General features: G+C 65.9%; 22 protein-coding genes and 1 pseudogene. 20 read left to right on the top strand and 3 right to left on the bottom strand.

Annotated elements, in window-relative coordinates; translation table 11 throughout:
- Positions 1 to 63: 63 nt before the first annotated feature.
- Genes pdhA through D619_RS0113795 form a run of 7 tightly spaced genes read left to right on the top strand, consistent with a single transcriptional unit; the run spans position 64 to position 6672 of the window.
- Positions 64 to 1125, top strand: coding sequence for a pyruvate dehydrogenase (acetyl-transferring) E1 component subunit alpha (gene pdhA / locus D619_RS0113820; RefSeq protein ID WP_026091061.1), 1062 nt, complete (start codon positions 64 to 66; stop codon positions 1123 to 1125).
- A complete protein-coding gene (locus D619_RS0113815) occupies positions 1122 to 2504 on the top strand; it encodes a pyruvate dehydrogenase complex E1 component subunit beta (RefSeq protein ID WP_152417469.1) in 1383 nt (460 codons plus the stop codon). The genes pdhA and D619_RS0113815 overlap by 4 nt, the downstream gene beginning before the upstream one ends.
- 5 nt (positions 2505 to 2509) lie before the next feature.
- Positions 2510 to 3163, top strand: coding sequence for an NYN domain-containing protein (locus D619_RS16780; protein ID WP_017669194.1), 654 nt, complete (start codon positions 2510 to 2512; stop codon positions 3161 to 3163).
- A 2-nt stretch (positions 3164 to 3165) separates the two neighbouring features.
- On the top strand, positions 3166 to 4452 hold the full coding sequence (locus D619_RS0113805; protein ID WP_026091060.1) for a pyruvate dehydrogenase complex dihydrolipoamide acetyltransferase: 1287 nt from the start codon (positions 3166 to 3168) through the stop codon (positions 4450 to 4452).
- Positions 4449 to 4910: a DUF559 domain-containing protein gene (locus D619_RS17700; protein WP_017669192.1), complete on the top strand. Its 462-nt coding sequence runs from the start codon at positions 4449 to 4451 to the stop codon at positions 4908 to 4910. The genes D619_RS0113805 and D619_RS17700 overlap by 4 nt, the downstream gene beginning before the upstream one ends.
- Positions 4907 to 6301 (top strand): dihydrolipoyl dehydrogenase, encoded by a 1395-nt coding sequence (gene lpdA, locus D619_RS0113800; RefSeq protein ID WP_017669191.1) that lies wholly within the window; start codon positions 4907 to 4909, stop codon positions 6299 to 6301. The genes D619_RS17700 and lpdA overlap by 4 nt, the downstream gene beginning before the upstream one ends.
- Positions 6301 to 6672 carry a hypothetical protein gene (locus D619_RS0113795; protein WP_017669190.1) on the top strand — a complete coding sequence of 124 codons (372 nt, stop codon included), beginning with the start codon at positions 6301 to 6303 and terminating at the stop codon, positions 6670 to 6672. Before lpdA ends, D619_RS0113795 begins: the two co-directional genes overlap by 1 nt.
- Before the next feature lie 185 nt (positions 6673 to 6857).
- On the opposite strand, the gene D619_RS0113790 is transcribed toward D619_RS0113795, so the two are convergent.
- Positions 6858 to 7550 carry a carbonic anhydrase gene (locus D619_RS0113790; RefSeq protein WP_017669189.1) on the bottom strand — a complete coding sequence of 231 codons (693 nt, stop codon included), beginning with the start codon at positions 7548 to 7550 and terminating at the stop codon, positions 6858 to 6860.
- 116 nt (positions 7551 to 7666) lie between these two features.
- On the opposite strand from D619_RS0113790, the gene D619_RS0113785 reads away from it, so the two are divergent.
- Genes D619_RS0113785 through D619_RS0113775 form a run of 3 tightly spaced genes read left to right on the top strand, consistent with a single transcriptional unit; the run spans position 7667 to position 9637 of the window.
- On the top strand, positions 7667 to 8221 hold the full coding sequence (locus D619_RS0113785; RefSeq protein ID WP_017669188.1) for a hypothetical protein: 555 nt from the start codon (positions 7667 to 7669) through the stop codon (positions 8219 to 8221).
- A gap of 52 nt (positions 8222 to 8273) precedes the next feature.
- Positions 8274 to 9200, top strand: a complete 927-nt coding sequence (gene lipA, locus D619_RS0113780) for a lipoyl synthase (RefSeq protein WP_017669187.1) — start codon at positions 8274 to 8276, stop codon at positions 9198 to 9200.
- Complete coding sequence (locus D619_RS0113775) at positions 9200 to 9637, top strand: type II toxin-antitoxin system RatA family toxin (RefSeq protein ID WP_017669186.1); 438 nt, start codon at positions 9200 to 9202, stop codon at positions 9635 to 9637. The genes lipA and D619_RS0113775 overlap by 1 nt, the downstream gene beginning before the upstream one ends.
- Here the strand turns inward: D619_RS0113775 and D619_RS0113770 are convergent.
- Both D619_RS0113770 and D619_RS0113765 read right to left on the bottom strand, forming a co-directional pair.
- A complete protein-coding gene (locus D619_RS0113770; protein WP_017669185.1) occupies positions 9634 to 10122 on the bottom strand; it encodes a CinA family protein in 489 nt (162 codons plus the stop codon). The genes D619_RS0113775 and D619_RS0113770 overlap by 4 nt on opposite strands.
- Positions 10119 to 11273: a bifunctional 2-C-methyl-D-erythritol 4-phosphate cytidylyltransferase/2-C-methyl-D-erythritol 2,4-cyclodiphosphate synthase gene (locus D619_RS0113765; protein WP_017669184.1), complete on the bottom strand. Its 1155-nt coding sequence runs from the start codon at positions 11271 to 11273 to the stop codon at positions 10119 to 10121. The genes D619_RS0113770 and D619_RS0113765 overlap by 4 nt, the downstream gene beginning before the upstream one ends.
- Before the next feature lie 65 nt (positions 11274 to 11338).
- On the opposite strand from D619_RS0113765, the gene dusB reads away from it, so the two are divergent.
- From dusB to D619_RS0113715, 10 genes and pseudogenes are all read left to right on the top strand, one after another.
- Positions 11339 to 12355, top strand: a complete 1017-nt coding sequence (dusB, locus tag D619_RS0113760) for a tRNA dihydrouridine synthase DusB (protein WP_017669183.1) — start codon at positions 11339 to 11341, stop codon at positions 12353 to 12355.
- Positions 12356 to 12544: 189 nt separating this feature from the next.
- A complete protein-coding gene (locus tag D619_RS16775; RefSeq protein WP_017669182.1) occupies positions 12545 to 14770 on the top strand; it encodes a HAMP domain-containing histidine kinase in 2226 nt (741 codons plus the stop codon).
- Between the two features lie 15 nt (positions 14771 to 14785).
- Entirely contained in the window at positions 14786 to 16201 is a 1416-nt protein-coding gene (locus D619_RS0113750; protein WP_017669181.1) for a sigma-54 dependent transcriptional regulator, read from the top strand.
- 98 nt (positions 16202 to 16299) lie between these two features.
- Positions 16300 to 16524 (top strand): annotated as a pseudogene (gene hfq, locus D619_RS0113745) (RNA chaperone Hfq); the annotation flags it as partial.
- Between the two features lie 109 nt (positions 16525 to 16633).
- On the top strand, positions 16634 to 17896 hold the full coding sequence (hflX, locus tag D619_RS0113740; protein WP_243442654.1) for a GTPase HflX: 1263 nt from the start codon (positions 16634 to 16636) through the stop codon (positions 17894 to 17896).
- Positions 17897 to 17941: 45 nt separating this feature from the next.
- Entirely contained in the window at positions 17942 to 19036 is a 1095-nt protein-coding gene (locus D619_RS16770; RefSeq protein ID WP_017669178.1) for a lytic murein transglycosylase, read from the top strand.
- A complete protein-coding gene (locus D619_RS18450; protein ID WP_017669177.1) occupies positions 19033 to 19905 on the top strand; it encodes a septal ring lytic transglycosylase RlpA family protein in 873 nt (290 codons plus the stop codon). Before D619_RS16770 ends, D619_RS18450 begins: the two co-directional genes overlap by 4 nt.
- Positions 19906 to 19928: 23 nt before the next feature.
- Complete coding sequence (locus D619_RS0113725) at positions 19929 to 21080, top strand: D-alanyl-D-alanine carboxypeptidase family protein (protein ID WP_033373698.1); 1152 nt, start codon at positions 19929 to 19931, stop codon at positions 21078 to 21080.
- Entirely contained in the window at positions 21080 to 21703 is a 624-nt protein-coding gene (gene tmk / locus D619_RS0113720; RefSeq protein ID WP_017669175.1) for a dTMP kinase, read from the top strand. The genes D619_RS0113725 and tmk overlap by 1 nt, the downstream gene beginning before the upstream one ends.
- Complete coding sequence (locus D619_RS0113715) at positions 21697 to 22665, top strand: AAA family ATPase (protein ID WP_017669174.1); 969 nt, start codon at positions 21697 to 21699, stop codon at positions 22663 to 22665. Before tmk ends, D619_RS0113715 begins: the two co-directional genes overlap by 7 nt.
- The last annotated feature ends 32 nt before the right edge of the window (positions 22666 to 22697 follow it).

Here is a 22697-nt window from a genome sequence, read left to right as displayed (position 1 = left end):
GGCTTTTCGCGCGTGGTGCGACATTTTATACCTCCATGGTACCGCCAGTGAAAGGTGAACATCTTGGCACGCAGCCCCGCCCGTAACAGTGCCCGCAAGGCCGCATCCGCCCCGCCTCTCCCCAACTGGCCGCGGCCTGATGAACCGGAACGGTTCGTCGCCTCACGCGATCAACTGCTGGAAATGTATCGCCAGATGGTGCTGATCCGCCGCTTCGAGGAACGCGCCGGGCAACTCTATGGCATGGGCCAGATCGGCGGTTTCTGCCACCTCTACATCGGCCAGGAAGCCGTGGTGGTCGGTCTGCAGGCCGAACTGATCAAGGGTGACAGTATCATCACCGGCTATCGTGATCACGGCCACATGCTGGCCTGCGGGATCAGTTCCAAGGCGGTGATGGCGGAATTGACCGGCCGCGCGGCCGGGATCAGCGGCGGCAAGGGCGGTTCGATGCACATGTTCAGCGTCGAACATGGCTTCTTTGGCGGCCACGGCATCGTCGCGGCGCAGGTGCCGCTGGGTGCTGGCCTGGGATTCGCCCACAAGTACAAGAATGATGGCCATATCGCCGTGACCTATTTTGGCGACGGTGCCGCCAACCAGGGCCAGGTGTATGAAAGCTTCAACATGGCCGAGCTGTGGAAGCTGCCGGTGATCTTCGTGATTGAAAACAATCAATATGCCATGGGCACATCGGTGAACCGCGCCAGTTCGGAAGACCAGCTCTATCGCCGCGGCGAAAGCTTCCGCGTGCCGGGCCTGCAGGTGGACGGCATGGACGTGCTGGCCGTGCGCGGCGCGGCGAAACTGGCGGTGGAATGGGTGCGCGGCGGCAACGGGCCGTTGCTGCTGGAAATGAAGACCTATCGCTATCGCGGCCATTCGATGAGCGACCCGGCCAAATATCGCAGCCGCGACGAAGTGCAGGCGATGCGCGAGAAGAGCGACCCGATCGAGGGCCTGAAGAAGCTGATCTTTGATGAAGGCCACGCCGATGAAGCCGCGTTGAAGGCGATCGACCGCGACGTGCGCGATGAAGTGGCCGAAGCGGCTGACTTCGCCCTGGAAGCGCCGGAGCCGGCGCTGAGCGAACTCCACACCGACGTGCTGTTGGGAACCTATTGATGCCGCAGATTCTTCTCCCCGCCATGTCGCCCACCATGGAAGAGGGCACATTGGCCAAGTGGCTGGTGGCCGTGGGCGACACGGTGAAACCCGGCGACGTGATAGCCGAAATCGAGACCGACAAGGCAACGATGGAACTGGAAGCCGATGATGGCGGCACGGTGACGGCGCTGCTGGTGGCGGCGGGTTCCGAGGGCGTGAAGGTGGGAACGCCGATCATCATCATTGCCGGTGAGGATGAGGCGGCTGCGCCGGAGCCAGTGAAGAAACCCTCCCCCGGCCCCTCCCTTGAAGAAGGGAGGGGAGATTCGCTTCCTGCTCCCCTCCCTGGAAGGGAGGGGTCGGGGGAGGGTGCGAGCGCAGCGAGCCCGGCCACTGCCCCCGAAGCCCCCACCGGCCCCACCCGCCGCCAGACGGTGCGCGAAGCCCTTCGTGATGCCATGGCCGAGGAAATGCGCACCGACGCGGCCGTGTTCGTGATGGGCGAGGAAGTTGCCGAATATCAGGGCGCCTACAAGGTGACGCAGGGCCTGCTGGAAGAATTTGGCGGCAAGCGGGTGATTGATACACCGATCACCGAATATGGCTTTGCCGGCCTGGGCACTGGCGCGGCGATGGGCGGCCTGAAGCCCATCGTGGAGTTCATGACCTTCAATTTCGCCATGCAGGCCATCGATCACATCATCAATTCGGCCGCCAAGACGCTCTACATGTCGGGCGGCCAGATGCGCTGCCCGATCGTGTTTCGCGGCCCCAATGGCGCCGCGAGCCGCGTGGCCGCGCAGCACAGCCAGAATTACGGCCCCTGGTATGCCAGCGTGCCCGGCCTGATCGTGATTGCGCCCTACAGTGCCGATGATGCCAAGGGCCTGCTGAAGGCCGCGATTCGCAGCCCCGATCCGGTGGTGTTTCTCGAAAACGAACTGCTCTATGGCCAGAGCTTTGACGTGCCGGAAGGCGATCATGTCGTCCCCATCGGCAAGGCGCGCATCGTGCGCGCGGGCAGCGATGTGACGTTGGTGAGCTACTCCATCGGCGTCGGCGTCGCCCTGCAGGCGGCCGAAACGCTGGCCGGGATGGGCATCAATGCCGAGGTGATCGATCTGCGCACCCTGCGCCCGATGGATACCGCCACGGTGCTGGCATCGCTGAAGAAAACCAACCGCATGGTGGTGGTGGAAGAAGGCTGGCCGGCCTGTGGCATCGCCTCTGAAATCATGGCGGTGGTGATGGAAAAGGGCTTCGATGATCTCGATGCCCCGGTGCTGCGCGTCACCAACGTCGATGTGCCGCTGCCCTATGCTGCCAATCTGGAAAAGGCGGCGCTGGTGAAGGCGGAAGATGTTGTCACCGCCGCCCGCGCTGTCTGTTACCGGTAAGCATCATGCAAACCCGCGTCGCCGTGATGATCGATGGCAGTTATTTCAACCGCGTATCGACCTTCTACAAGTTCGAACACGAAGCAGGCCGCCGCCTGTCGTTGTCGGGACTGATGGACTTCATCCGCGTCGCCGCCGCCGACATGGAAGAAGTGCCGCGCGCCCGCACCCGCGTGGTGGAGGCGCATTATTTCCGTGGCCGCTACACGCTGCGCGATCTGGAAGACCGGGCGCGCAACGCCAGTTTCGTCGAGGAATCGCTGCGCAACGACCGGGTGTTCGATCAGATCCTCGCCGCCAGCAACATCACCCCGCACTTCACCCGCATCGACACCAACAGCGAGCCGCCCAAGGAACAGGGCATCGATGTGTGGCTGGCGCTGGAAGCGTTCGATCTTGCCGTGTCCGACCGCTGCGACGTGGTGGCGCTGGTGGCCGGCGATGGCGATTTCGTGCCGCTGGTGAAGAAGATCAACGCCATCGGCAAGCGCGCGCTCGTCGTGGCGTGGAGCATGAAATCCGACGCCGGCACGCAGGTGCGCTATTCCGGGCCGCTGGCCGGTGCCGCCGCCTATTTTCTCGACATGGCCGACCTGATCGACAACCCGGACGACGAGGAACAGCGCGCCCTGGTTGATCAGCTTTTTGTGGACAATTGATCATGGCAATCGACGTTACCATGCCCGCCCTGTCGCCCACCATGGAGGTAGGCACGCTGGCCAAATGGCATGTGAAACCCGGCGATACGGTGAAATCCGGTGACATCATCGCCGAGATCGAGACCGACAAGGCCACAATGGAAGTGGAGGCCGTGGACGAGGGCACGGTGATCGAACTGGCCGTGCCGGAGGGCCTCGAGAATGTGCCGGTGGGCACGGTGATCCTGCGGCTTGCCGGGGATGGGGAGGCGGCAACGCCGGCACCCAAGGCTGCATCTGCGCCAGCTCCGGTGGCGGCACCTGCACCGGTTGCGCCGCCTGCATCGGCTCCGGTTGCGGCCCCGGCTGCGCCTGCGCCGGCCGGCGAACGCGTGATCGCCAGCCCGCTCGCCCGCCGCATCGCGGAGCTGAAGGGCGTGGACCTGGCCAATATCGCTGGCAGCGGGCCAAGGGGGCGGATCGTGCGGGCGGATGTGGAAGCAGCCGCCACCTCTCCCCGTCGGGGAGAGGTCGACTCGCCGAAGGCGGCGGGAGAGGGGTCGCCGCCTGTGCCAACCCCGGCACCCGCTCCGGCCCCAGCCGCGCCCGTCACCAGCGATATCCCCCACACGGTCGAAAAGCTCGGCAATGTGCGCAAGGTCATCGCCCGCCGCCTGACCGAGGCCAAGCAGTCGATCCCGCACATCTACCTGACGCTTGATGTGGAGCTGGATGCGCTGCTGAAGCTGCGCGGCGAACTGAACAAGGCGCTGGAACCGCGCGGCATCAAGGTCAGCGTGAATGACCTCGTCATCAAGGCGCTGGCGCTGGGCCTCAAGCAGGTGCCGAAGTGCAACGTGTCGTTCGCGGGTGACAATCTGCTGGTTTATGACCGCGCCGATATCAGCGTCGCGGTCGCTGCCCCTTCGGGCCTGATCACGCCGATCATCGCCGGCGCCGATGGCAAGGCCGTCAGCCAGATCGCGGCAGAGATGAAATCGCTCGCCGAAAAGGCCCGCGCCGGCAAGCTGCAGCCGCATGAATATCAGGGCGGCACCGCCAGCCTGTCCAACCTGGGCATGTTCGGCATCAAGCAGTTCGAAGCGGTGATCAACCCGCCGCAGGCGATGATCCTGGCCGTCGGCACCGGCGAAAAGCGCGCCGTGGTGAAGGGCGATGCACTGGCCATCGCCACCGTGATGACCATCACCGGCAGCTTTGACCACCGCGCCATCGACGGCGCCGACGGCGCGGCCCTGATGAGCGCGGTCAAGACGCTGATCGAAAACCCGCTGGGGCTGGTCGCATGAAAATCCCCTCTCCCCTTGCGGGAGAGGGTCGACTCGGCGCAGCCGAGCGGGGTGAGGGGGCTGCGCCTCTGAAGCAACGCGCCCGCACCATGCGTAAGGCCGCAACCCCAGCTGAACAAGCGCTCTGGCACCTGCTGCGCGATCGGCGCTTTTCCGGGCACAAGTTTCGACGGCAAGTGCCGGTCGGGCCTTACATTGCTGATTTCCTGTGCTTCGCGGATCGCCCGATCGTCGAGGCGGACGGCGGCCAGCATGCTGAAAATGCACACGATGAAGCCCGCACGCGCTGGCTCGAAGCACAAGGCCTTCGGGTGTTGCGCTTCTGGAATCACGAAACCCTCACCCAGCGCGCGATGGTCGCGGAGCGACTGTTTCTGGCGCTGACGCACCCCTCACCCCGCTCGCCTGCGGCGAGTCGACCCTCTCCCGCAAGGGGAGAGGGGAAGGAAGAACAATGACCACGACCCATGATCTCGTTATCCTCGGCTCGGGCCCCGGCGGCTATGTCGCCGCCATCCGCGCGGCGCAACTGGGCCTGAAGGTCGCCATCGTTGAGCGCGAGCGCCTGGGCGGCATCTGCCTCAACTGGGGCTGCATCCCGACCAAGGCGCTGCTGCGCACCAGCGAAATCTATCATTATATCACCCATGCCGATGCCTATGGGCTGAGTGTGGAGAAGCCGTCGTTTGACCTGAAGAAAGTCACCGACCGCAGCCGCAAGGTGGCGGCGCAGCTGAACAGCGGCGTCAAGGGCTTGATGAAGAAGAACAAGATCGAAGTGGTGGAAGGGCAGGGGCGGTTGACCGGGGCCACCAGTGTTTCCGTCACCACGGCCAATGGCGAGCGCGTGCTGACGGGCAAGAATGTCATCGTCGCCACTGGCGCGCGCGCGCGTGACCTGCCAGGCGTGGAAGCCGACGGCAATCGGGTGTGGACCTATCGCCACGCCATGGTGCCGCCGGCCATGCCGTCGAAATTGCTGGTGATTGGTTCCGGTGCGATCGGCGTCGAATTCGCCAGCTTCTACAGCGACATGGGCGCGAAGGTGACCGTGGTCGAAATGCTCGATCGCATCCTGCCGGTGGAAGACGAGGACGTCTCCGCCTTCGCCCAGAAGGCGCTGACCAAACAGGGCATGACCATCGTCACAGGCGCCAAGGTTTCGGACGTGACGCCGGGGCCGGACGGGGTGAAGGCCACCATCACCACCGCCGACGGCAAGGCGACCACCGACAGCTACAGCCATGTCATCGTAGCCATCGGCATCGTGCCGAATACCGAGAATATCGGCCTGGAAGCCCTGGGCGTCGCCACCAACCGCGGCCATATCGTGACGGACGGCATGTGCCGCACCAACGTGCCCGGCCTCTATGCCATCGGCGATGTCACCGGCCCGCCGTGGCTGGCGCACAAGGCCAGCCATGAAGGCATCATCGCGGTCGAACATATCGCCGGCGGCCACCCGCATGCGATGGACGTGGCGCGCATTCCGGGTTGCACCTATGCCCGCCCGCAGGTGGCCAGCATCGGCCTGACCGAGGCCAAGGCCAAGGCGGCCGGCCACACGGTGCGCGTCGGCAAATTCCCCTTCATTGGCAACGGCAAGGCCATCGCGCTGGGCGAGGCGGAAGGCTTTGTGAAGACGGTGTTCGATGCCACCACCGGGCAGCTGCTCGGGGCGCACATGGTGGGTGCGGAAGTCACCGAACTGATCCAGGGCTATGCCATCGCCATGGGCCTGGAGACGACCGAGGCGGAGCTGATGCACACCATCTTCCCGCATCCGACGCTCTCCGAGATGATGCACGAAAGCGTTCTCGACGCCTACGGCCGGGCGCTGCATTACTGATGAGCCTGCTGGCGGCCCTGGCGGTGGCCGCTGCAGGCACTGCCAGCCTGATGCCGCCGGGGTGGAGCGTCTTGTGCCCGCCCAAGCGGCGGCCCGACGAGATTGTGGTGTGTGCTGATCGAGAGCCAGCCAAATCGCCCTATCGTGCGCCGCTGCCGGTGTTGCGGGAAATTGGTGAGCGCGGCACCGCCAGCGTATCGGCCGAACGCAACAAGTTGCTGGGACCGGATGTTGGAACCGCCGGGACGTGCTCGGGAAGCTGGGGCCCAGCCGGGCCGTTTGGATGCAAATATAACGCGTTCAAGAACAACGTGAATCAGGCGGCCGGAAGCAGTGATCCGCGTGGCCGGGCCTATGGCGAACCACGCTAGCTGCGGCAGCCTGCCGCAGGTCAAAATGACAGAAAGGCAATCTTGGCGCTTGCAAACAAGACCAATATTGTCCTATATCGTCTGCAACGGCGCGGCCCGAGGCAACTGCCCTTGTCGAAGGCCAAGCTGCTGCGGGCGTATCCGGCACTCCCCCCTGTTTGTGTCGGATACGCCCGTTTCGCGTTTCAGGCCGATTTCAGCGCCGTCACATTCTCCTCTTCCCACTCCACCGGCAGCGATTCGAACTTGCCGGTTTCGTGGTTGAGCACGCGCAGCACGCCTTCGGCGATATCGAACAAGGCGCCTTGCAGATGCAGGTCGCCCGTGGCTTCAGCGGCGGCGATGAAGGGGAAACTGCGCAGATTTTCGATCGAAAGCCGGATGGACGCCAGTTCCAGCGCGCTGCAGGCATCGATATCGGGTGAAAGCTGGGCGGCGGCGCGGATGGTATCCCGGGCCGGGGCGATCTGGCTCATCCAGCGGTTGATGAAGCCGCCTTCACCCGGCGCCGCATTGTCGAACGTGCCTTCCAGGCTGGCCTTGATGCCGCCGCAGCGGGCATGGCCCAGCACCAGGATATGGTGCACTTTCAACTGGGTAACGGCATATTCGATGGCCGCCGACGTGCTGTGCTGGCCGTGGGTCGGATCGGGATCGAAATGCGGCACCAGATTGGCGACATTGCGCACCACGAACATCTGGCCCGGTTCCGCATCGAAAATGCGGGTCGGGTCCACCCGGCTGTCGGAACAGCTGATCACCAGCACGCCCGGGGCCTGCCCCTTGTCGGCCAGCGCGTCGTAGCGCCGGCGCTGTTCCTGATAGGCGCCGGTGCGAAACCGGCGATAGCCTTCGAGCAGGGCCTTGAATTCGGGCATCTCATCCTCCGCAATGCAGCATTCATGTTGGATCGATTATCTCAGCATCCGGGCCGGCTGCCAATGCTTATCGATTCGTGGCCGGCCAGAGTAGCGCGTAAAGGGGATGTCGGCAGATGAACTTTGCAGCCCGTTATCGTGAAGAAGCACCGGTGCGCGTGGCACTGGCTGGTCTTGGCCTGTTGATGCTGGCGGTGCTCCTCACCTACCATCTTCAGCAAAAGGCCCCCGGCATTGCCGGCGCCCTGGTCTGGATCCTCGCCTTTCTGGCGCTGATCGCGCTCAGCATTTCCTATTTCCTGCTGCGCGACAGTCGGCCGGCGGTGCGGCTTTCGTCGGATGGCATCAGGGATCGGCGCTGGTCTGCCAAGCCGATCAGCTGGCTGAACATTGCCGAGTTCGATCCGGTCCGTTGCCTTGGCTTGCCGGCGGTGCAACTGCGCCTGCACGATCCGGCGCTCAATCCGCCGCATACGCTGCTGGCGCGGTTCCTGCGCAGCTATGGCTTTGTGGACAGCAATTGCGTGTTGCTGCTGGTGCCCGGGCTGGACTGCACCGCCGATGCGCTGTGCGACAAGATCATGTCCATCGGCACCGCCGCCATCGAGGCCGCCGAAGAAGCCGAGCTGTGGGCAAAGGGCAGCCCCTATGCCGCACCACCGAATGGCTGATATGCGCAACTGACCGGTTGTTCACACCCGGACTGACGGCTATCAGGCAGGCATGAGCGAGCCTGTCCTTGATCTTCCCCTCACGCCATCCGGCCTGCCGCGCAAGCCGGACTGGATCCGGGTGAAGGCGCCGACCAGCAAGGCCTATAACGAGACGCGGGCGCTGATGCGTTCGCTGAAGCTCAACACCGTCTGCGAGGAAGCCGCCTGCCCCAATATCGGTGAGTGCTGGAGCCAGAAGCACGCCACCGTGATGATCCTGGGCGATACCTGCACCCGCGCCTGCGCCTTCTGCAACGTGAAGACCGGGATGCCGAACAAGGTGGACGCGACCGAGCCCGGCCATGTTGCCGAAGCCGCCGCCAAACTGGGCCTCGAACATATCGTCATCACCTCGGTGGACCGCGATGATCTGCCCGATGGCGGCGCCAGCCAGTTCGTGAAGGTGATCCAGGAACTGCGCCGGCAGACGCCGAGCACCACGATCGAGATTCTCACCCCCGATTTCCGCAACAAGATGGACCGGGCGGTGGAGATGATCGTCGAGGCCGGGCCGGACGTGTACAACCACAATCTGGAAACCGTGCCGCGGCTCTATCCCACCATCCGGCCGGGCGCGCGCTATTATCATTCGCTGCGCCTGCTCGACAAGGTGAAGCAGCTCAGCCCGACGATCTTCACCAAATCCGGCCTGATGGTGGGGCTGGGCGAAACGCCGCTGGAACTGCACCAGGTGTTCGACGACATGCGCTCGGCGGGCGTGGATTTCCTCACCGTGGGCCAGTATCTGCAGCCGACGCCGCGCCATGCCAAGGTGATGGAATTCGTGCCGCCGGCGACCTTCCAGACCTACGCCGCCGTCGCGCGCTCCAAGGGTTTCCTGCTGGTGGCAGCCTCGCCGCTCACCCGGTCGAGCTATCACGCCGGGCGCGATTTCGCCGAGATGCAGGCGCGCCGGAAAGCTGCAGCAAAAGCCTGATGCCCAAGCATCGCGAAGTGCGCCGGCTGCCGTGGTCGGCAACGGAAATGTTCGATCTGGTCGCCGATATCGGCCGCTACCCGGAGTTCCTGCCGTGGGTGCAGGGCATGCGGGTGGGACCAGAGCGGGACGGTATCGTGGTGGCGGACATGATCGTGGGCTTCCGCATGATCCGCGAGAAATTCACCAGCCGGGTGACGCTGGATCGGCCGCGGACGGTGCATGTCGAATATCTCGACGGGCCGATGAAGCATCTGTTCAACGACTGGACGTTCCGCGATGCGCCTGATGGTGGCTGCGAGATCGATTTCGCGGTGGATTTCGAATTCCGCAACCGCGCGTTCGAGGCGCTGGCGGGCATGTTCTTCACGCAGGCCTTTGAAAAGATGGTGGGTGCGTTCGTGGCGCGCGCCGAAGCGCTGTACGGGCCGCGTTAGGGCCGCAGCAGCTCAAGCGCCACCCGTGCTGCCAGGCGGCGCACTTCGGCGCGGCCCAGATCACCAAATTGCCGTGTATCGGCAACCACCATTTCCGGATCTTCGCCGCGCACGGCGCGGGCAAACACCACCATGCCGACCGGCTTGTTGGCAGTGGCGCCGCCCGGCCCGGCGATGCCGGTGATGGATACGGCAACATCGGCGTTGCTGTGCTTCAACGCACCCAACGCCATGGCCCAGGCGGTGGCGACGGAGACGGCGCCGAAAGTGGCGAGCACGTCTTCGGAAACGCCCAGCATTTCCATCTTGGCTTCGTTGGAATAGGTGACGAAGCCGCGATCGAACACGTCGGACGAACCGGGAATCTCGGTGAGCGCCGCCGCCACCATCCCGCCCGTGCAGCTTTCGGCGGTGGCGACGCGCCGGCCGGCGGCGCGGTTTTCGGCCAGCACCTGTTCGGCAAGGGCAATCAGATCGGGGGTCATGTGATTGACTCCGGCAGGCGCACGCTGGCCATGGCTTGGGCTGCGATGCCTTCCTGACGGCCAGTGAAGCCCAGTTTCTCGGTGGTGGTGGCCTTCACGCTGACCCGGTCAATGCCGAGCCCGAGGATTTCGGCGATCCGCGTGCGCATGGCCTCGCGGTGCGGGCCAACCTTGGGGCGTTCGCAGATCAGGGTGACATCGACATGATCGATGAGGCCGCCGCGTGTCCGCACCAGGGTGGCGGCGTGGGCGAGGAACTGGTCTGACGCCGCGCCGCGCCAGCGTTCATCGCTGGGCGGGAAATGATCGCCGATATCGCCGGCCGCGATGGTGCCGAGCAGCGCATCGGTGAGCGCGTGCAGGCCGGCATCGGCATCGCTGTGGCCGATCAGGCCATGATCGTGCGGAACCTTGACGCCGCACAGCCAGACATGTGTCCCTGGGCCGAACTTGTGCACGTCAAAGCCGGAGGCGGCGCGGGAAGAATAGACGGTCATGGCCTCGGCTTTGGCAAAATCGGCCGGCTCCGTCACCTTGAAAGCGCGTTCGTCGCCGGGCGTGATGGCGACGCTGAGCCCGGCGGCGAGTGCGATGGCGACGTCATCGGTCGCCCCGGAAACGGCGGCGCGATGGGCCGCGAGCAAGGCGTGGTAGCGGAAGGCTTGCGGGGTTTGCACGCGCCACAGGTGCTCGCGGTCAACGCTGCCGGAAAAACGGCCGGCTTCGCCCCGGCGCAAACTGTCGACCTGGGGCAGGGCAGGGCAGGCGCCGTCCACGCCCGCATCGGCAAACGCCGCCACCAGCGCATCGATCACCGCATCCGGCACGAAGGCGCGGGCAGCATCATGCACCAGCACGATGTCCGGCGCGTCGGCAGCCAGTGCTTCGAGCCCGGCCAGCACGCTCTCCTGCCGGGTCGCGCCGCCCGCGACGGGTTCGGGCAGAACCAGCCCGGCCACCGCTTGGTCATACAGCAGGCGGCATTCCGGGTTGATCACCACGGTGACGCCGGTGATGGCGGGATGGCCCAGCAACCGCTCGACCGCGTGGCGCAGCAGCGGCTGCCCGGCCACGGCGCGATATTGTTTCGGCATGCCGCCGCCCGCCCGCAATCCGGCTCCGGCTGCAACGATGATGGCGTGAATCCGCATGTGGCGGGGCATAAGCCGGGCTTGCCTTGTCGGGAAGGGGCATAATGCGATATGGGCCGCGCGCAATGAGCCTCATCTCCCCCATCCGGATCGGCCCCAACCGCATCGACGTGCCCGTGATCCTGGCACCGATGACCGGCGTGACCGACATGCCGTTCCGCACGCTGGTCAAGCGGTTCGGTGCCGGCTTGACCGTGACCGAGATGATCGCATCGGAAGCGATGATCCGCGAGACGCGGCAGAGCATCCAGAAGGCGGCCTGGCATCCGAGCGAGGAGCCGGTGTCGATGCAGCTGGCCGGTTGCGAGCCGGAGCGGATGGCCGAAGCTGCCAAGTTGAACGAGCAGAAGGGCGCGGCGATCATCGACATCAACATGGGCTGCCCGGTGAAGAAGGTGGTCAACGGCCACGCCGGCTCCAGCCTGATGCGCGATCTGCCACTGGCGACGCAGTTGATCCGCGCGACCGTCAAGGCGGTCAATCTGCCCGTCACGCTGAAGATGCGCATGGGCTGGGATCACAACAGCCTAAATGCGCCGGAACTGGCGCGCATTGCCGAAGGCGAGGGCGTGCACCTCATCACTGTCCACGGCCGTACCCGCTGCCAGCTTTATTCCGGCACCGCCGATTGGGCCTTCGTGCGCAAGGTGAAGGACGCCGTGAAGCTGCCGGTGATCGTCAACGGCGATATCTGTTCGATCGAGGATGCGAAAACGGCGCTGGCCCAGAGTGGTGCGGACGGCGTGATGATCGGCCGCGGCGCCTATGGCAAGCCGTGGCTGATCGGCCAGGTGATGGCCGCGCTGACCGGCCGTGACGTGCCGGCGGACCCGACGCTGGTGCAGCAGCATGCGCTGGTGAAGGAACATTATGCCCTGATGCTCGATCTTTATGGCGAGCTGAACGGCGTGAACCTCGCCCGCAAGCATCTGGGCTGGTACACCAAGGGGCTGCACGACAGCGCGTCCTTCCGCAACACGGTCAACTTCGTGGCCGAGAGCCAGACGGTGCTGGCGATGATCGACCGGTTTTACGAGGCGCAGATGGCATTGCCGCCGCGCCCGTCCGCACTGGCCGCATAGCCTCCTTTACCGTCATCTGTCGCATCAGGGCAACGCTGCGGCGCTGCACTGTGTTCCTAAAGACACAATGGCAGAGTATGCTGCTGTTCTGTGACGGTCGAATCGCCCAGTTTTGAAACCCTTCCGGTTCGCCGGCGGCGTGGCCTTGCGGCCCGTCTGTCACTGCGCGGGCGACGACTGTGGCGCCGGGTGCTGCGGATCACCCGCCACGACAATTTCTATCCCCGCCTCGAAGTGCTGGCGGCGGCGGCCACCATCATCTTGGGCTGGTCCAGCTATGCGCTGCTCACCCGCCGCGAAGTGCCGGCAACCGGTGCGTCCCAGCCGCTGGTGGCGCTGGTGCTGGTCGCCTGCCTGGTGCCGGCGATGCTGCTGGTGGTGCTGATCGGCCGCCGCGTCGCCATTCTGATCACCAACCGCCGCAAGGGCCTGGCCGTGGCCCAGTTGCACCTGCGCCTGGTGGCGCTGTTTGCCGGCATTGCGGCGGTGCCAACGCTGCTGGTGGTGGTGTTTGCCTCGCTGCTGTTCCAGTTCGGCGTGCAATTCTGGTTTTCCGATCGGGTGAAGACCATTCTCGACAGTTCCAACCAGGTCGCGCAGGCCTATGTCGAGGAAAACCGCCAGCGCATCGGCGATGATATCGTCGTGATGGCTGCCGACGTCGCCAGCTATGCCCGCGATTTCGGCGAAGCCACGCCGCTGTATCGCCGCGGTCTCGATTTCCAGGTGGCGGGCCGCACCCTTACCGAAGCTGCCGTGTTCCGCATGACGCCCGAGGGGCTGCAACTGGTGGCGGCCAGCGGCGCGTCTGCCAGCGAAGTGCAGGCGCATGTGGGCAATATCGATCTGGCTCGCGCCGCCACCACGCCCGTCACCCTGATCGGGGCCGGCGAGGATCGGGTGGAATCCGCTGTTGGCGTGCCCGGCAGCCCTGGCACCTTCCTCTATGTCAGCCGCAAGGTCGATCCCGCCGTGCTGGCCCGCGCCAACCAGGCCGCCGGCGCATTGGGTGAATATAATGCGCTCACCGAACGCAGCCGGGTGATGCAGTTGCGTTTCAACCTCATCCTGATGGCGGTGTCGCTGCTCACCTTGATCGTCGCCATCTGGTTTGCCTTGTGGCTGGCCAATCGCCTGGTGGCGCCGATCGCGCGCCTCGCCAGCGCTGCCGAGCGGGTGGGCGATGGCGATCTGGATGTGCGCGTGCCGGTGCGCGGCCAGGCCGATGAAATCGGCGTGCTGGAACGCGCCTTCAATCGCATGACCAGCCAATTGAAAGCGCAGCAGACCGCGCTGCTGGGCGCCAATGACGAGCTGGACACTCGCCGCCGCTTTACCGAAGCGGTGCTGGCCGGGGTGTCGGCCGGTGTCATGTCGATCACGCCGGAAGGGGTGATCCGGGTCGCCAACGCGTCGGCCGCGGCGCTGCTGGCCCTGCCGCACCGGGTGCTGCGCGGCCAGATGTTGCAGGATGTGGCGCCGGAACTGGCCGATCTGCTGGAACAGGCGCGGCAGACCGGGGACGCCGCCGGGCAAGTGCGCATCGAACGCGGCGAGGAAACCCAGACGCTGGCGGTGCGCATCGGTGCAGCCGAAGCAGCCGAAGGCCGCGCCGAAGGGTTCGTGCTCACCTTTGACGATATCACCGCCCAATTGGCCGATCAGCGCCGCGCCGCCTGGGCCGATGTTGCCCGCCGCATCGCGCACGAGATCAAGAACCCGCTCACGCCCATCCAGCTTGCCGCCGAACGCCTGCAGCGCAAGTTCGGCCGCCAGATCGACGAGGATGCCGATACATTCGCAACGCTGACCAGCACCATCGTGCGGCAAGTGGGTGACCTCAGGCGCATGGTGGATGAATTTTCCGAATTCGCCCGGCTGCCGCGCCCGGTGTTTGCCTCCGAAGCGCTCGACCGCCTGCTGCGGCAGGCGCTGGTGCTGCAGGAAGTCGCGTTCCCGGCGATCCGCTTCACGCTTGGCGGCACCACCGATCTGGCGCTGGTGTGTGATCGCCAGCAACTGGGCCGGGCGCTCACCAACCTGATCAAGAATGCCGCCGAAAGCGTGATGGTGCGGGTGGAGCGCGATGGCGATACTGCCGCGCCCGGCCTGATCGCCATCAGCGTGGCCGCCGATGCCCATTACGTCCGCATCAGCGTGGCCGATAATGGCCTGGGCTTCCCGGCGGAGGACCGCATGCGACTGCTCGAGCCTTATGTCACCACCCGTGCACGCGGCACCGGGCTGGGCCTCGCCATCTGCGCCAAGATCATCGAGGATCATGGCGGCCAGCTTGAACTGGCGGATAATCCTGATGGCCCCGGCGCGATGGTGATCGCCCGCATCAGCCGAGAGCTCGCCGCCGAACCGCAACCTGGCTTGCCCCTGCCAGTTGCCGCCACCACCACCGCCTGAGAAGGACTGCCCCCCATGGCCCTTGATATCCTGATCGTCGACGATGAAGCCGATATCCGCGAGCTGGTGGCCGGGGTGCTGGGGGATGAGGGCTTTGATACCCGCACCGCCGCCAATGCCGAAGGTGCGCTGGCCGCGCTGGCCGAACGCCGGCCCAGCCTCGTCATCCTCGATGTGTGGCTGCAGGGCAGCAGCATGGACGGGATCGAGCTGCTGGATGCGATGAAGGCGCGTGATCCGACCCTGCCGGTGGTGGTGATTTCCGGGCATGGCAATCTCGATACCGCCGTCGCCGCCATCAAGCGCGGTGCGTACGACTATATCGAAAAGCCGTTCCAGGCCGAACAATTGCTGCTGGTGGTGCGCCGCGCCACCGAGACCGAGCGGCTGCGCCGTGAATATGAGGCGCTGAAGGAACGGGTCGGCATCGATATCGAGCTGACCGGCACCAGCCCGCAGATCAACCAGGTGCGCGCCACGCTGAAGCGCGTTGCCGCCACTGGCAGCCGCGTGCTGATCAGCGGCCCGGCCGGTTCCGGCAAGGAGGTCGCCGCCCGCCTGCTGCACCAGTGGAGCCCGCGCATCGACGCGCCGTTCGTGGTGGTATCGGCGGCGCGCATGACGCCGGAACGGGTGGAAGAGGCGCTGTTCGGGGTGGAGGAAGGCGGCGAGAATGTTCGCGCTGGCCTGCTCGAACAGGCGCATGGCGGCACGCTGTTCCTCGATGACGTGGCCGACATGCCGATGACGACCCAGGCCAAGATATTGCGCGTGCTCACCGAACAGGTGTTCCAGCGGGTGGGCGGGGCGCGCTGGGTGCGGGTGGACGTGCGGGTGATTTCGGCCACCAGCCGCGATCTTTCCGCCGAAATCGCCGCCGGCCGCTTCCGCGAGGATCTCTATTATCGCCTCAATGTCGTGCCGGTGCGCCTGCCGCCGCTATCGGAACGGCGCGAGGATGTGGCCGAACTCGCCCGCTATTTCCTTGCCCGCTATGCCGCCGAGCGCGGCATGCCAACGCCCGACCTGTCGGAAGACGCGGTGGCGGCGCTGCAAACCTATGATTGGCCGGGCAATGTGCGGCAGCTCAGAAACGTCATCGAGCGCACGATGATCATGGCCCCCACCACCAGCATGGCGATCCTGGATATCGACATGCTGCCATCGGAAGTGACCGCCGAACCATCGCGGCTGATGCCCGGCCAGGCGGCGCGATCGATCATGGGTACGCCGCTGCGCGAAGCCCGCGAGGCGTTCGAGCGCGAATATCTGCGCGCCCAGATCCGGCGTTTTTCCGGCAACATCAGCCGCACCGCCGCCTTCATCGGCATGGAACGCAGCGCCCTGCACAGGAAGTTGAAGGCGCTGGGCCTCGCCGATGAACCGGGCGCCGACGACGCAGCCATTGATCGGGCCGACGATCCGGCCTGACGGCATGTGGCGAAACACGTATTTGAAAAAGCAGCCTGCCATCCCTATTTCGTTGGCGCGGCGGCATTTGGCCGGCCCAAGAACAAGAGGATGGCCAGATGGCGGACAAGCCCAACACCCTGCAGGACATGTTCCTGAACACCGTGCGCAAGACGCGGACGCCCGTCACCATGTTCCTGGTCAACGGCGTCAAGCTGCAGGGGGTCATCACCTGGTTCGACAATTTCTCGGTGCTGTTGCGCCGCGACGGCCACAGCCAATTGGTGTACAAGCACGCCATCTCGACCGTGATGCCGGCGACTCCGCTGCAGCTGTTCGAGGCCGAAACCGAAGACTGAGAGCGATATTTTGGGATATAGTCCACCTCAAGCCGGCGAATTGACCATCGGCGGCTTTGACGAGGCACGCGGCATCCGCACCGTTTCGCGCGCCATCGTCATCCTGCCGCACATCACGGCAAAATCCGTGCACGCGCTGCGCTCGCCGGAGGCCAAGCTGGCCGAGGCGGTGGGATTGACACGCGCCATCGCGCTGGAGGTCGTCCACGCCGAGGTCATCAAGCTGCGGTCCGTGCAGGTCTCCCGCCTGTTGGGCAGCGGCCAGATCGAGCGGCTCGCCGGGTTGGTGGCGGCGCTGGAGGCCGAGGTGGTCATCATCGATGGCCCGGTCACCCCGGTGCAGCAACGCAACCTTGAAAAGCTGCTGAAGGCCAAGGTGATCGACCGCACCGGCCTGATCCTCGAAATCTTCGGCGAGCGCGCCAGCACGGCGGAAGGCACTTTGCAGGTGGAACTGGCGCACCTGCAATATCAGGCCAGCCGCCTGGTGCGCAGCTGGACCCACCTTGAACGCCAGCGCGGCGGCTTCGGCTTTTTGGGCGGCCCCGGTGAATCGCAGATCGAGGCGGACAGGCGCCTGATCCGCGATCGCATCGCCCGCCTGCGCAAGGAACTGGAGGAGGTACGCCGCACCCGCGGCCTGCACAGGAAGCAGCGCCAGAAGGCGCCGTGGCCGGTGGTGGCGCTGGTCGGCTATACCAACGCCGGAAAATCCACCTTGTTCAACCGGCTGACCGGTGCCGAAGTGCGTGCCGAGGATCTGCTGTTTGCCACATTGGACCCCACCATGCGTGCCATCCGCCTGCCGGGGCATGACAAGGTGGTGCTGTCGGACACGGTGGGCTTTGTCTCCGATCTGCCGACACAGCTGGTCGCCGCCTTCCGCGCCACGCTGGAGGAGGTGCTGGAAGCCGATCTGATCATCCACGTGCGCGACATCAGCCACCCGGACAGCGACGCGCAGGCGCAGGATGTGATCGACGTGCTCACCAGCCTGGGCCTCGCGCCGGGCCAGCGCGAAACGCCGATGATCACGGTGTTCAACAAGATCGACGCGCTTGATGCCGAACAGCGTGCGGTGGTGCTGGGCCAAGCCGGCGATGATGCCATTCCGGTGTCCGCGCTCACCGGTGAAGGGCTGGAGCGCTTGCAGGCCGCCATGGACCTGACGCTGCGCGCCGGTGCCCGCGTGCATCGCATCACCCTGCCAATGAGCGATGGCCGCCGGCTCGCCTGGCTGCACAGTCACGGTGAGGTCTTGGGCGAAGTGGTGGGCCAGGCCAGCGATGACGGCAGCTTCAGCATCGATGTGCGCCTGTCAGACAAGGACAAGGCGCGCTTTGACGCGATGAACTGAGGTTTTGGGCCTTTCCCAACCGGGCAGGCTTTGGCACAAAGGGTCATGAACGCCCGCATCCCCCTTCTGGCGCTCGTCCTCGCTGTTGTTGCGCCGCTTGCAGCACCGGCGTGTGCCGACGAAACGCCGGTCTCGACCCAGCAGCAGGCCGCGTTCGCCGAATGGCTGAACCTGTACCGCGCCGAAGCAACGGCGCGCGGGTTGAGGCCGGAATGGCTGGATGCGGCGTTGAGCGACGTTCGCCTCGTGCCGCGCGTGATCGGCGCCGATCGCAACCAGCCCGGCGGTGCGGCGAAGCCGATCCGATTCCCCGACTATCTGGCCAGCAAGTTTCACGGTGACCGCATCCCGCATGGTCAGCGCCAGTTTGCCGCCAATCGCGAACTGCTCGCGCAGGCTGAAGCCGCCAGCGGCGTGCCGGCCGCCGTGATTGCCGCCATCTGGGGCATCGAAACCAGCTATGGCCGCGTGCTCGGCCGTTATGACTTACCGTCCGCGCTTGCCACACTGGCTTTTGATGGCCGCCGCCGCGACCTGTTCACCCGTGAACTCGATGCCGCCGTGCAGATGGTGGGCGAAGGCCGGGTGGCGCGCGAGGCGATGAAGGGCAGCTGGGCCGGCGCCTTTGGCCAGACGCAGTTCCTGCCCAGCTCCTATCTTGCCTATGGCCGCGATGGCGATGGCGATGGCAAGGTCGATCTGTGGGGCAGCCAGGCCGACGTGTTTGCCTCGATCGGCCATTATCTGGCCAGGAGTGGCTGGCAGAAGGGCGAAGCCTGGGGCTTCCGTACGCTGGTACCCGAAGGCTTTGATCGCGCCACGGTTGTCGCCAGCGAAACGCCCACGCGCTGCGTCACGCCACTCTCGCGCCATTCGGCCCTGAAACCGGCGCGCGAATGGCGCGCGGCGGGCTTCACGCCGGTCAATGGCAGCTGGCCGGCCGACGACGTGATGATGAGCCTGATCGAGCCGGACGGGGCCGGGCAGGGCGCCTATCTCGTCACCCGCAGCTACCGCGCCGTGCTGGGCTACAATTGCTCCAATCTCTATGCGCTGTCGGTCACACTGCTGGCCGATGCCATCAGCTTGTCCCCCGCCGTCGCACCCGCGCCGGTGGTCGCATCAGGCAGCCTGCAATGAAGCAGTTGCTGCTGCCGGTGCTGGCCGGTCTTGCCGTGGCGGCCTGTGGCGGCAAGCCGCCGCCCCGCACCGCCAACGTGCCGCCGCCGCCGCCAAAGCGTTCGGTTGACGTGTCCGACGATACCGCCGCCGTGGCCCGCGACGCTGCCAAGCTGGGCAAATGGCCGGTGAAGATCGGCAAGCCCTATCAGGTCGCCGGCATCACCTATTATCCGGCCGATGAACGCGATTACCGCGAAGAGGGCGTTGCCAGCTGGTATGGCCCCGGCTTCCATGCCGGCAGCACCGCCAACGGCGAACGTTATGATCAGGATGATCTCACCGCCGCGCATCGCACCCTGCCGATGCCGAGCTGGGTTGAGGTGGAAAATCTCGACAACGGCCGCAAGTTGACCGTGCGGATCAACGATCGCGGCCCGTTCGCGCGCGGGCGGATCATCGATCTGTCGCGCAAGGCGGCGCAGCTGCTGGGCGTCGATCGCGCCGGCACCGCGCGCGTGCGCCTGCGCCGGGTCTATCCGGGTGGGCGCGGCGAAGTGGCCCCACCGCCGCCGCCAATTGTCGTCGCATCGGCGCCGGTTGCCCCCGTCACCACCGTGGCCCTGCCCACCGCCAGCCGCGATCCCGCGCCAACGGGATCCAGCTGGCTGGTGCAGGTCGCGGCGCTGGGGGACGGCGGCCGCGTGTCCTGGCTGAAGGGCTTCCTCTCCAGCTTCGGGCCGGTGCTGACCGAAATCCTGCCCGGCGGCCTCACCCGCGTGCGGCTTGGCCCCTATGGCAGTGAAACCATGGCCAGCGCGGCGCTGGCGCAGGTGCGCGCTGCGGGCTATGCCGACGCACGCCTGATTCCCCCCACCACTTCACGCTGATTGACCCGAGGACGATGATTCTGATGCGCCTGATTGCCCCGATTGCCCTGTTTCTTGCCGCCACGCCCGCCCTGGCCCAGGCCCCGGCCTACACCACCGCGGCCCCCATCGCCTTCATGAAGGACCTGCAGACCGGCCGCATCCTGCTGGCCAAGGATGCCGACAAGCGCATCCCGCCCGCTTCGATGGGCAAGATGATGAGCGTCTATGTTGCCTTCAAGCTGATCAAGGCCGGTGAAGCCAATCTGGACCAGCCGATCCTGGTGCGCGAGGAAACCTGGAAGAAGTGGAACAACCAGGGCAGCACCATGTTCCTGGACGTGAACAGCCAGGTGAGCGTGGAAAACCTGCTGCACGGCATCGTCACCCTGTCGGGCAATGATGCCTGCGTGGTGCTGGCCGAAGGCCTGGGCGGCACCGAAGCCAATTACGTCGCCTTGATGAACCGCGAAGCCAAGCGGCTTGGCCTGAAGAACAGCAATTTCGCCAACACCAATGGCTGGCCTGATCCGAACGAATATGTGACCGCCCGCGATCTCGCCATGATTGCCGAAGCGACGATCCGCGATTTCCCCGATCTCTATGCCCGCTTCTACCAGAAGGAAGGCTTCACCTGGGGCAAGACCATGGGTGCCGGCCAGGCCATCACCCAGGGCAATCGCAACCCGCTGTTGGGCAAGGTCGCCGGCGCCGATGGCCTGAAGACCGGCCACACCGAAGAAGCCGGCTATGGCTTCACCGGTTCCGCTGTGCAGAACGGCCGCCGCCTGGTGATGGTCGTCGCCGGCCTGCCCAGTTTTGGCGCGCGCGTGGCGGCCAGCGTCGATTTCATGAACTGGGGCTTTGCCGCCTGGCAGAATATCCCGCTTGGCAGACAAGGCCAGGTGCTGGGCAAGGTCGCCATCGATGGCGCGGCTGATCCACAGATCGACGCGGTGGCCGGCAAGGATCTTTTTGTCACCCTGCCGCGCGGGTTCGGGATGGAGCGCAAGACCGTGGTGGAGGGCCTGCCCGGCCTGAAGGCGCCGCTGAAGGCGGGTAGCCAGGTGGGCTGGCTCACCGTCACCATGCCCGGGCAAGCACCGGCCAGGGCGCCGCTGGTGACGCCGGTGGCCATCGAGGAAGCCGGTATGTTCCGCCGCGCCTGGAACTGGCTGATGAGCTTCTTCGCCTGATGAAGACTGGCCGTTTCATCACGCTGGAAGGCGGGGAGGGGAGCGGCAAGTCCACGCAAGGCCGGCTGCTGGCCGAAGCGTTGCGATTGCAAGGCCACGAAGTGGTGCTGACCCGCGAACCGGGCGGCACGCCCGGCGCAGAAGCCATTCGCGGCCTGCTGGTGACCGGCGATCCCGATCGTTGGACGCCATGGAGCGACGCGCTGTTGATGACGGCGGCGCGGGTTGATCACGTCGCCCGCGTCATCCGCCCAGCGCTGGAACGCGGCGCCACGGTGATCTGCGATCGTTTCATCGATTCCACCCGTGCCTATCAGGGCGCCGGGCGCGGGCTGGAAGATGCCGCCCTGATTGATCTGCACAATGAAGCGGTCGGCCTGTGGCCGGATGTGACGCTGGTGCTGCTGCTCGATGAAGCCGAAGGGCTGGCCCGGGCGGCGGCGCGCGCCAAAGTCACCGGCAGTGCCGAAGCACGCTTCGAAGCCATCGGCGGCGATTTCCACGCCCGCGTGCAGGAATTTTTCGTGGCCTTGCCTGCTGCCGAACCAGCCCGCTGCACGGCCGTCAACGCTGGCGGCAGCATCGATGATGTGGCCCAACGCATCCGGGATGCGCTGTGCTGATCGGCCACCAGTCCCAGATCGAGGCCTTCACCGCTGCCTTCACCGGCGGCCGCCCGCACCATGCCTGGCTGCTCGTCGGCCAGCAGGGGTTGGGCAAGGCCAGTTTTGCGCGCGAGGCGGCGACCTGGCTGCTGGCCGGCGCGCCGCATGGGTGTGGCTTTGCCGTGCCGGCTGACGGTGAGGCCGCCCGCTTGATGGCCGCCGGATCGCACCTCGATTATCGCTTGATCGAACGCACCGAGGCCAAGACCGGCAAGATGCGCAGTGAAATCGTCATCGGCCAGATCGTGCGCCGGCCCGACAGCGAGGGGCAGCCGTTGCGCGAATTCCTGTCCGGCACGCCGATGCTGGGTCCGCGCCGGGTGGTGGTGATCGATGCGGCTGATGACATGAACCGAAACACTGCCAACGCCTTGCTGAAGAGTCTTGAGGAACCGTCGGAAGACACGGTGTTCCTTCTGGTCAGCCATTCGCCCGGCCGGCTGCTGCCCACCATTCGTTCGCGCTGCCGCACGTTGCGCTTCTCGCGCCTGACTGATGCAGAGGTTTCCCGCGTGCTCGCCAGCGCCGATCTGGAAGGCGAGGACGAAGCCCTGCTCGTACGCCTGGCCGAAGGCTGCCCCGGCCGCGCCATCGCGCTCGCCGGCGCGGGAATCACCGCGCTGGAACGCGATCTGGCCCAGCTCGCCGCCCTGCCGCCGCAGATTGCCAACCCGGCCGCCCTGATGTTGGCGCGCGGCATCGGCGGCAAGGGGCGCGAAGGGCGCTACGCCGCCCTCTTGGACCGCGTGCCGGCCTTGATTGCGGCGCGGGCGCAGCGCCTTTCCGGCCCAGCGCGGGGCGCGGCCATCGCCGAATGGGAAGCCGCCAGCCGCCTGGCCCGTGAAGCCGTGCCGCTGCAACTGGAGCCGGGGCAGGTGGCGCACGCCCTCGCCCTGCATCTCGCCGCCGTCCCGGCTTGAATCGGCCGGCATATTGCCCCATTGGCCGTGGC

The organism is Sandarakinorhabdus sp. AAP62, from assembly GCF_000331225.1.
Lineage (GTDB): Bacteria > Pseudomonadota > Alphaproteobacteria > Sphingomonadales > Sphingomonadaceae > Sandarakinorhabdus.
This window is presented reverse-complemented; position numbering and strand designations above follow the sequence as displayed.